This window comes from Collimonas sp. (assembly GCF_044339385.1).
Lineage (GTDB): Bacteria > Pseudomonadota > Gammaproteobacteria > Burkholderiales > Burkholderiaceae_D > Collimonas.
Map to the genome: position 1 here is coordinate 1 of NZ_JBIIVN010000111.1, position 8870 is coordinate 8870.

General features: G+C 53.2%; 12 protein-coding genes and 1 pseudogene. 4 read left to right on the top strand and 9 right to left on the bottom strand.

Annotated elements, in window-relative coordinates; genetic code table 11:
- On the top strand, positions 1 to 189 hold a 189-nt coding region (locus ACIQ0R_RS08900; RefSeq protein WP_395826336.1), incomplete at its 5' end, for a hypothetical protein.
- Here the strand turns inward: ACIQ0R_RS08900 and ACIQ0R_RS08905 are convergent.
- The 6 genes and pseudogenes from ACIQ0R_RS08905 to rpsF form a co-directional block, all read right to left on the bottom strand.
- Positions 125 to 259 (bottom strand): annotated as a pseudogene (locus ACIQ0R_RS08905) (DUF47 domain-containing protein); the annotation flags it as partial. The gene ACIQ0R_RS08900 and the pseudogene ACIQ0R_RS08905 sit on opposite strands and share 65 nt — an antisense overlap.
- A gap of 160 nt (positions 260 to 419) precedes the next feature.
- Complete coding sequence (locus tag ACIQ0R_RS08910; RefSeq protein WP_395826315.1) at positions 420 to 1820, bottom strand: replicative DNA helicase; 1401 nt, start codon at positions 1818 to 1820, stop codon at positions 420 to 422.
- A gap of 104 nt (positions 1821 to 1924) precedes the next feature.
- Entirely contained in the window at positions 1925 to 2377 is a 453-nt protein-coding gene (gene rplI, locus ACIQ0R_RS08915; RefSeq protein WP_395826317.1) for a 50S ribosomal protein L9, read from the bottom strand.
- Between the two features lie 26 nt (positions 2378 to 2403).
- A complete protein-coding gene (gene rpsR / locus ACIQ0R_RS08920; protein WP_038488337.1) occupies positions 2404 to 2688 on the bottom strand; it encodes a 30S ribosomal protein S18 in 285 nt (94 codons plus the stop codon).
- Between the two features lie 23 nt (positions 2689 to 2711).
- Positions 2712 to 3038 (bottom strand): primosomal replication protein N, encoded by a 327-nt coding sequence (gene priB, locus ACIQ0R_RS08925; RefSeq protein ID WP_395826320.1) that lies wholly within the window; start codon positions 3036 to 3038, stop codon positions 2712 to 2714.
- 67 nt (positions 3039 to 3105) lie between these two features.
- Positions 3106 to 3474: a 30S ribosomal protein S6 gene (rpsF, locus tag ACIQ0R_RS08930; RefSeq protein WP_395826322.1), complete on the bottom strand. Its 369-nt coding sequence runs from the start codon at positions 3472 to 3474 to the stop codon at positions 3106 to 3108.
- A 370-nt stretch (positions 3475 to 3844) separates the two neighbouring features.
- On the opposite strand from rpsF, the gene lexA reads away from it, so the two are divergent.
- Positions 3845 to 4504 (top strand): transcriptional repressor LexA, encoded by a 660-nt coding sequence (gene lexA / locus ACIQ0R_RS08935; RefSeq protein WP_395826324.1) that lies wholly within the window; start codon positions 3845 to 3847, stop codon positions 4502 to 4504.
- Positions 4505 to 4642: 138 nt separating this feature from the next.
- Here the strand turns inward: lexA and ACIQ0R_RS08940 are convergent, their stop codons facing one another.
- A complete protein-coding gene (locus ACIQ0R_RS08940; protein ID WP_395826326.1) occupies positions 4643 to 5419 on the bottom strand; it encodes an RNA methyltransferase in 777 nt (258 codons plus the stop codon).
- Between the two features lie 181 nt (positions 5420 to 5600).
- On the opposite strand from ACIQ0R_RS08940, the gene ACIQ0R_RS08945 reads away from it, so the two are divergent.
- A complete protein-coding gene (locus tag ACIQ0R_RS08945; RefSeq protein WP_395826328.1) occupies positions 5601 to 6395 on the top strand; it encodes an inositol monophosphatase family protein in 795 nt (264 codons plus the stop codon).
- A gap of 374 nt (positions 6396 to 6769) precedes the next feature.
- On the top strand, positions 6770 to 8134 hold the full coding sequence (locus tag ACIQ0R_RS08950) for a DEAD/DEAH box helicase (RefSeq protein ID WP_395826330.1): 1365 nt from the start codon (positions 6770 to 6772) through the stop codon (positions 8132 to 8134).
- Positions 8135 to 8146: 12 nt separating this feature from the next.
- Here the strand turns inward: ACIQ0R_RS08950 and ACIQ0R_RS08955 are convergent, their stop codons facing one another.
- Both ACIQ0R_RS08955 and ACIQ0R_RS08960 read right to left on the bottom strand, forming a co-directional pair.
- Complete coding sequence (locus ACIQ0R_RS08955) at positions 8147 to 8413, bottom strand: hypothetical protein (protein ID WP_395826332.1); 267 nt, start codon at positions 8411 to 8413, stop codon at positions 8147 to 8149.
- Positions 8414 to 8425: 12 nt separating this feature from the next.
- The gene (locus ACIQ0R_RS08960) at positions 8426 to 8653 is read right to left on the bottom strand and encodes a hypothetical protein (protein ID WP_395826334.1); all 228 of its coding nucleotides are present in this window, start codon (positions 8651 to 8653) and stop codon (positions 8426 to 8428) included.
- Positions 8654 to 8870 lie beyond the last annotated feature (217 nt).

Consider the following 8870-nt stretch of genomic DNA (forward strand, 5'->3'; position numbering starts at 1 on the left):
CGCCAGCTTGACCAACTCAGGATCGGGCTTGGCCCGTTTGGTGCGTTTTACGTAGGTCATTTTTTCCTCTATGGTGGCAGTGTGCTGCCAAATGACCGTTTACACAAAACTAATTACACCCTCAATGCACACGGATTTCCAGATCGTCAAAATTGGTCATTAACGCCACCATTTCTTTGGCACCTTTGACGCATAACTCCGCATGCTGATTAAAGAGCTCAAAGAATTTGCCCTCGGTAGGCATCAATCGTCCAAACATGTTTATTCTTTCTTCTGGGGTTAAGCTTAATTTTTCAACAAACATCTTAACTTAAAGCGAACAAATTTCGCGACACTGAAAGATATCGAGGTCACTCCTTTATCGCTAAACAAGATTTGTGAATCTCTACGTTGCCGGCATGGACTAAAAACAACGAAAATCAATCTCCGCCGTATGGCGCATCCAAATTACCAACGTAATTGTCGAATTTTGTGTATTGGCCGAGGAAACTCAATCGGACACTGCCGATCGGGCCGTTACGCTGCTTACCGATAATGATTTCGGCAGTGCCCTTTTCCTGCGAATCGGGGTTGTACACCTCGTCGCGGTAGATGAAGAGGATAACGTCGGCATCCTGCTCAATAGCGCCGGATTCGCGCAAGTCGGACATGACCGGACGTTTGTTGGGGCGCTGTTCGAGTGAGCGATTGAGCTGAGATAATGCAATCACCGGGCATTGCAATTCTTTCGCCAGGCCCTTCAGATTTCGCGAGATTTCCGAAATTTCGGTAGCACGGTTCTCACCGGCACTGTTCGCCGACATCAGTTGCAAGTAATCGATGATGATCAGGCCCAGTGTGCCGCATTGGCGCGACAGCCGACGTGCGCGTGCGCGCAATTCGATCGAACTCAGCGCCGGCGTTTCATCAATAAACAACTGCGCATCGTTCATCTTCTGGATCGCATGCGTCAAGCGTGGCCAGTCTTCGTCATTCAGACGACCGGTACGCAAGCGATGCTGATCAAGTTTGCCGACCGATCCCAGCATACGCATGGCAAGCTGGGCCCCGCCCATTTCCATAGAAAAAATTGCCACCGGCAAGCCGCTGTCGAGTGCGACGTTCTCGCCGATATTCACAGAGAACGCGGTCTTACCCATGGATGGCCGCCCCGCCACGATCACCAGATCGCCCTTTTGCAGGCCAGAGGTCATCTTGTCGAGATCGATAAAACCGGTCGACACGCCGGTAATGTCGCTCTGGGTATCGCGATTATAGAGTTCGTCGATACGCTCCACCACCTGTGTCAGCAGCGGTTGAATCTCCTGGAAACCCCGGGCCCCACGCGCGCCTTCTTCGGCAATCGCAAAAATCTTGGATTCCGCCTCGTCGAGCATCTGCTTAACTTCCTTGCCCTGCGGGCTGAACGCCTGGCCGGATATTTCATCGGCCACAGTGATCAGCTTGCGCAACACACCACGGTCGCGCACGATTTCGGCGTAACGACGGATGTTAGCAGCGGAAGGCGTATTTTGTGCGAGTGCGTTGAGGTAAGTCAGCCCGCCTACCTCTTCAGCCTTGCCAGTGACGCTGAGCGACTCAAAGACGGTGATAACGTCGGCCGGCTTGGAGCTGTTGATCAGCTTGACCATGTGCTGAAAGATAATCCGATGGTCATAACGATAGAAATCGTCGGCATTTACAAAGTCGGCGATTTTGTCCCAGGCCGCGTTATCGAGTAACAATCCGCCTAAAACGGACTGCTCGGCTTCGATTGAATGGGGTGGTACGCGGAGGGAGTCAAGCTGGGGATCTGAAGGTGCTTTAGAAGGTGCTTTCATGGCGCGAATTATACCTGCTTCACCCACTCCACTCAAAATAATGGACGTAAAAAAGCCGGGAAAACCCGGCTTTTTTACTGCAATAACTATTTACCAACAACGTATTAAACGTGTTCGCCGATCACTGCCAGAGTGATGTCCACAACAACATCGGTGTGCAATGCAACTGCAACCGCGTGTTCGCCAGTAGTTTTCAGTGGGCCGTTCGGCAGGCGAACTTGGGCTTTTTCAACAGCAAAACCTTGCTTGGTCAACGCTTCAGCGATATCGAAGTTGGTGACGGAACCGAACAAACGGCCATCCACACCCGACTTTTGCGAAATCTGCACGGTCAAACCGTTCAGCTTTTCGCCTTGAGCCTGAGCAGCGGCCAATTTTTCAGTAGCAGCTTTTTCCAGATCGGCGCGCTTCGCTTCGAACTCAGCGATAGCACTAGTTGTAGCACGACGTGCCATACGTTGTGGAATCAGGAAGTTACGTGCATAACCGTCCTTGACGCGAACAACTTCACCCAGATTGCCGAGATTAACGACTTTTTCCAACAGAATGACTTGCATGTTTTTCTCCTATTTCAAGTCGTCAATTAAGCGTTGTGCAGATCGGTGTATGGCAACAACGCCAGGAAACGCGCGCGCTTGATCGCGGTATCCACTTGACGCTGATAAATTGCCTTGGTGCCGGTCAGACGTGCTGGCATGATCTTGCCGTTTTCCTGAACAAAATCCTTGAGCGTGTCGACATCTTTGTAATCAACGCTGGCAACATGCGCAGCGGTGAAACGGCAGAATTTCTTGCGCTTGAACAGCGGGTTTTGTTGTTGACGCTTGTTTTTCAGTTTGCTTTTATCGAACTTTTTACCGAATGCCATTTTTGGCTCCTGTATCTAAATAATTAATCTGCAATTCCAGCAGCGCTTCCTGAGGAAACATCCGCTTCGACAGCAGCGAAATCAGTGATGTGAAATACCAGGCCTCTACCATTGCGATTCTTGCGTGCCATGAATCCAGTGAACCAGAAGGCAGCTCCCAAGGCCGCTGCGCTAAACCGTCCTGAAATCTCGCCGACGGCTAGCGCGGCAAGTTCAAATTCGATCAACCGCTTGATGCCTGCTTCAATCGGCTCTGAACGGTGCTGCAAAATCGCAGACACGATCGGAATACCTGCCGGCGTATAGCGTATGACTTCACGCTCGGCTATTACGGCGACCAGTTGAAACACGTTGTTGGGCTGACTCACTCCTGCTGAACTCTATGAATATGCAATGAATACCGGTAGACACCAGATATTAGGCTGCTGGCGCTTCAGTACGATGCCTCTTGACTGCATCTTCCTTCTGCACGGCCTTCATCATTGGCGAAGGACCGGTTTCAGCCTTCTTCAATTTAACGGTCAGATGACGCAACACTGCATCATTGAACTTGAAGCCGGTTTCGATTTCAGCCAGAGTTTCGCTGTCGCACTCGATGTTCAGGCAGACGTAATGTGCTTTTGCCAGTTTCTGGATCAGGTATGCCAGTTGGCGGCGACCCCAGTCTTCCACGCGATGCACAGTGCCGCCACGGGTTGTGACGATACCTTTGTAGCGCTCGATCATTGCAGGCACTTGCTCGCTTTGATCTGGATGGACGATAAATACGATTTCATAATGACGCATGTAAGCTCCTTTTGGACGGATTGAAAAATCGCCCACCTCGGCGTCAAGACGAGTGTGGGAAGAGGAAAACCGGCAATAGTACCAGCATCCGCAACAAAACTCAAGGCTTTCAAGCCGCCACGCCAAATCCCCGACCTGGGCTATGACTTATTTATGGCTTATCAGCATCAAATTGTCTTGCATTCACACAAATACTGTACAAAAATACAGGCTGTTATTATGCGCAGCACTGAACTAGCCGGGCTTTGCGCATTTTTTGATCTGCTCAGGTAAAAATTGACGTACAAAATCAGGCAAAAAATATGCACCGCAACTCGCCACGATGCGCTGAGCACCGATGCCGCCACTACCTTCCGCACCCCAAAAATATATGATCAAATTAACCGCACGCCAGCAACAAATTCTTGATCTGATCAAGAGCGCCATCGAAAACACCGGCTTCCCGCCGACACGCGCCGAAATCGCCAGCGAACTCGGCTTTCGTTCCGCCAATGCGGCAGAAGAACATCTGCAAGCGCTGGCGCGCAAAGGCGCAATCGAAATATCGCCCGGCACCTCGCGCGGGATCCGCCTGACAGAAACGCATCAGCCCGGCAACCGCAACCAAGGCGCGCAACTGGCGTTACCACATCCGGCCCTGATGCAGCTGAGCCTGCCGCTGGTAGGCCGAGTCGCCGCAGGCTCGCCGATACTCGCGCAGGAGCATATCCAGGCCAGCTATAACGTTGATCCGGCCCTGTTTAGCGCCAAACCCGACTATCTTCTGAAAGTGCGCGGCATGTCGATGCGCGATGCCGGCATCCTGGACGGCGATCTGCTTGCAGTCAAAAAAACCGACAACGCCCGCAACGGCCAGATAGTGGTTGCCCGCCTCGGCGACGACGTCACCGTCAAACGCTACCAGAAGAACGGTTCAATCATTCAACTGTTGCCAGAGAATCCTGACTTTGAACCAATCATTGTTACATCAAAACAGGAAGATTTTGCATTGGAAGGCCTTGCAGTAGGCTTATTGCGCAGTTGGAACTGAGCAGATCAAACTACGCAGTTCGCCCCTTCATCACCATGCATCCATTTCAATAAATCATTACGCCCGGGGCACGGATCTGCGGAACACCTCCGTGCCTACTCCACCCAACATCCGAACTTGGCCACCGAGCAAATTTGCTCAGGACCGGTCCAGACGCCGCCGCTTGGTCAAAATCTGACTGGCAATACCACGCAAGATATTTACCTCTTCCGTTTCCAACTGCGCCCGAGAGAACAGCCGCTTAAGGCGGGGCATCAGCTTTTTCGGGCTGGCAGGATCGAGAAATTCAATCTCGATCAATGCCTTTTCCAAATGAGAGAACATGCCATCGATATCGGATAAGCTAGCAGCATTACCATGAAACCCAATCTCGCTAGGCGCCGGCAACGGCATGTCTGCGATGGCAGCAACCCGGCACTCATAAGCCAGCACTTGCACTGCCTGCGCCAGATTCAATGACGAGTACTCGGGGTTTGCCGGAATATTCAGTAGCACACTGCATTTTTCGACGACCTCATTTGGCAGGCCGTAGCGCTCGCTACCAAACAGCACAGCCGCGTTGAGGCTGACATCCCCAGCCAACTGTTCGGCCAAAGGACGGGGTGCAGCCAAAGGCGGCGAGAATTCGCGCAGACGGGCACTAAGCGCAGCGGCAAAATTGCAACCATCCAACGCCTGCTCGACACTCTCGACAATCCTCGCCGAGGCCAGAATGTCCTGCGCGCCACTGGCAAAAGCAATTGCCTCCTCCCGTTGCAAGACATCGGGGAAACGCGGATTTACCAGAATCAACTCAGAAAACCCCATGGTTTTGATAGCACGCGCAGCAGCACCCACATTGCCGGGACTGCTGGTTTCGACCAGCACGAAGCGCAGTCGTTTGAAAAGAGACGTATTGGTTTTTGCCAGGTTCATTTAAAATAGCCCTATTACGCGGATTTGAGTTACTAAAAGCTGCCTATTCGGCCACTTGGTTACTAACATGTCCTTCGTGGACATCCGCATCGTTCATTATTATTTATCATATAGGTGGTCCTGTTCCCGGTAGGCTACAGTGCCGCCATTTTAACGGAACCCTATCCAGATTATGCATCCTATGCTCAATACGGCCATCAAGGCCGCCCGTCGCGGTGCCGCAGTTATTTCGCGCGCCTCTTTCGATCTCGATTTGCTGAAGGTGACAAAAAAACAGCATAACGACTTTGTCACTGAAGTCGATCAGGCTGCCGAAGCGGCGATCATCGACGTATTGAAGAATGCTTATCCAGATCATGCCATTCTGGCTGAAGAATCGGGCGCTTCGGCCAATCTGCATGATGACAATGAAAACGTCTGGATCATCGATCCGCTCGACGGCGCCACCAATTTCATCCATGGCTTCCCGCAATATTGCGTGTCTATCGCTCTGCAACATCGCGGCCAGATCACCCAAGCCGTGATCTACGACCCTACCCGCAATGATCTATTCACCGCTACCAAGGGTTCCGGCGCCCACCTCAACGAAAAACGGATTCGCGTCGGCAAACGCGACAAAATCGCAGATGCATTGATCGGTACCGGCTTCCCTTTCCGCGAAACTGAAGGTCCGGCGATGGATGAGTACATGAAGATGTTCCGTATCATGACGCAAAGCTGCGCCGGTCTGCGCCGCCCAGGCGCTGCGGCGCTTGACCTGGCTTATGTGGCGGCAGGACGTCTGGACGGCTTCTTTGAAAAAGGCCTGAAGCCTTGGGATATCGCCGCTGGCTCACTGCTAATTGCCGAATCCGGCGGAATCATCGGCGACTTCTCCGGTGATTCGGATTACCTCTACAAGGGCGACGTCCTGGCCGGCAGCCCGAAGGTATTCGCACAAATGGTTGGCTTACTGTCGCCATTCGCCAAGAAATAAAATACTCACATCGCCAAGATAACGGGGGGGCAAAACCGCCTCCCCGTCACGCAATGCCGTTCAGCTACCACCGAATGGCATTTATTTGTAAAAATTGGCAAGGCGGCCGGGCTTGCATACGCCGGAACGCCGATCGATCATAGCGTTTCCTATCAAGACATCGGAATTACTTGCCTGCAGAGCGTCGTTGTTATACTCTGCGGCGACACAGCACATTCTCCAGTCAAATACTGCTGTCAAGGAAGTTGCCAGGCTTGAGGTATAAAGCCCAAACAGTCTCCTCGGAGCTCAAAAGCTCCATCCCCTCTAATCCGTTTGCCTGCGACTGGCGCCTTATCAAAGGCGACAGGCCGATATTATTCTATTGAGTTGTCATGTCTTTTTCTGAACTCGACTTGTCCGAAGCCATCGTTCGTGCCGTAACCGAACACGGCTACACCACCCCTACTCCAATCCAGACGCAGGCGATTCCAGCCGTGCTCGCAGGCGGCGACCTGCTTGCTGGCGCTCAAACCGGCACCGGCAAAACTGCCGGCTTTACCTTACCGGTATTGCATCGCCTGTCGACTTCGGCCACCAATCCGGTCGGCAGTCAGCGCCCGATCCGCGCACTGGTATTGACGCCAACCCGTGAATTAGCGGCCCAAGTGGAAGAAAGCGTTCGCCTATACGGCAAATACCTGAAACTGACCTCGGCGGTGATTTTCGGCGGCGTAGGTATCAATCCGCAAATCAAGTTACTGAAGCATGGCGTCGATATTCTGGTTTGCACACCGGGCCGACTGCTGGATCACATGCAGCAAGGCACAGTTAACCTGAACCACGTTGAGATCCTGATCCTGGACGAGGCTGATCGCATGCTCGACATGGGCTTCATCCGCGACATCAAGAAAATCCTTGCGGTACTACCCAAAAAACGCCAGAACCTGCTGTTCTCGGCAACCTTTTCGGATGAGATCAAGCTGCTCGCCGACAATCTGCTGAACTCTCCGGCCATGATCGAAGTTGCGCGCCGTAACTCGACTGTCGAAGTGATCCAGCAAAAGATCCATCCGGTCGATCGCGACCGCAAGCACCCCCTGCTGGCGCATTTGATCAAGACCCATCAATGGTCGCAAGTGCTGGTATTCACGCGCACCAAGCATGGCGCCAACAAATTAGTCGAACAGCTAGAAAAAGACGGCATCAGCGGCATGGCAATCCATGGCAACAAGAGCCAGTCGGCACGTACTCGCGCACTATCCGAGTTCAAGGACGACAGCCTGCAAGTATTGGTAGCGACCGATATCGCGGCACGCGGTATTGATATCGACCAGTTACCCCATGTAGTCAACTACGATCTGCCGAACGTGCCGGAAGACTACGTTCACCGCATTGGCCGCACTGGTCGCGCCGGCGCAACCGGCGAAGCGGTTTCTTTGGTTTGCGTGGATGAACATCAAATGCTGAAAGATATCGAGAAGCTGATCAAACGTGAATTGCCGAAGGAAGTCATCGCCGGCTTTGAACCCGACCCTAACGCTCGCGCCCAACCGATCCAGTTGCGGAGCGGCGGAGGCGGAGGCGGTGGCGGTGGCAATCGCGGTGGCGGCGGTGGACGCGGCCGTCCGCAAGGTGGCGGGGCATCAGCACCAGGCGGCGCCAGGCCGAACCAGGGTCCATCACGTGGCCAGGGCGGCGGTAATGGCACGCAGGCACGCCCTGCGGCACCGCGGCGCTCCGGCGGACGAGGTCGTTAAACGTCCGGCGTATCAAGCAGGATTAAATCTGTCGGCAGTGCTTGTCAAGCCTACGCTGCCGACAGAAATCTGCCAACGAATGCCGCCAGGACTTCTTCCATACTGATTGAAAGCGCTCCGGGCAGACTGCCCAATCAGCACAAAGGGCAAATTTTTCATGGCCCGGCAATACAAAAACGCATCGACTTCCGACAACGCCATCGATACCGGATTCGAGACAGTCACACGCAACTCACGCAACTCACGCAACTCACGCAACTCACGCAACTCACGCCACACACCCAGCGCACCTCAGTTCAGACAATCCGTCAAACCTTCATATATGGTTTTAGACGTGCCTGGTAATCGGGCATCAATCGGATTATTGCCCGACAGTGCGCTATAGAAGGATGCCAGCGGGGTATTTGGCGCCAGCGGAGTACGGCACGCCCAAGTGCGCGCATCAACCACGACTTCACCTTTTTCCTCATTGACTTCCGCATTGCCTGCCGCGAATATCCAGACGCACTGCCCCATCATGCTGTCAGACTGCCGTACCGAGCAGCGATAACGCAGCGCCTGCAAGTTACTGAACTCGCCTTCGCAGAAGGTATCTCCACAGACACTACTTAGTCGCCCCTGAACAACCCCATCCCCCCAATGTTGGCGGGGCCCGATGCCTCAAAAGCGGTTGCGGAATTTGCAAGAACATGGAATATTTCTATTCAATTTCTTGCAAATATTGTCGAGGTGTCTG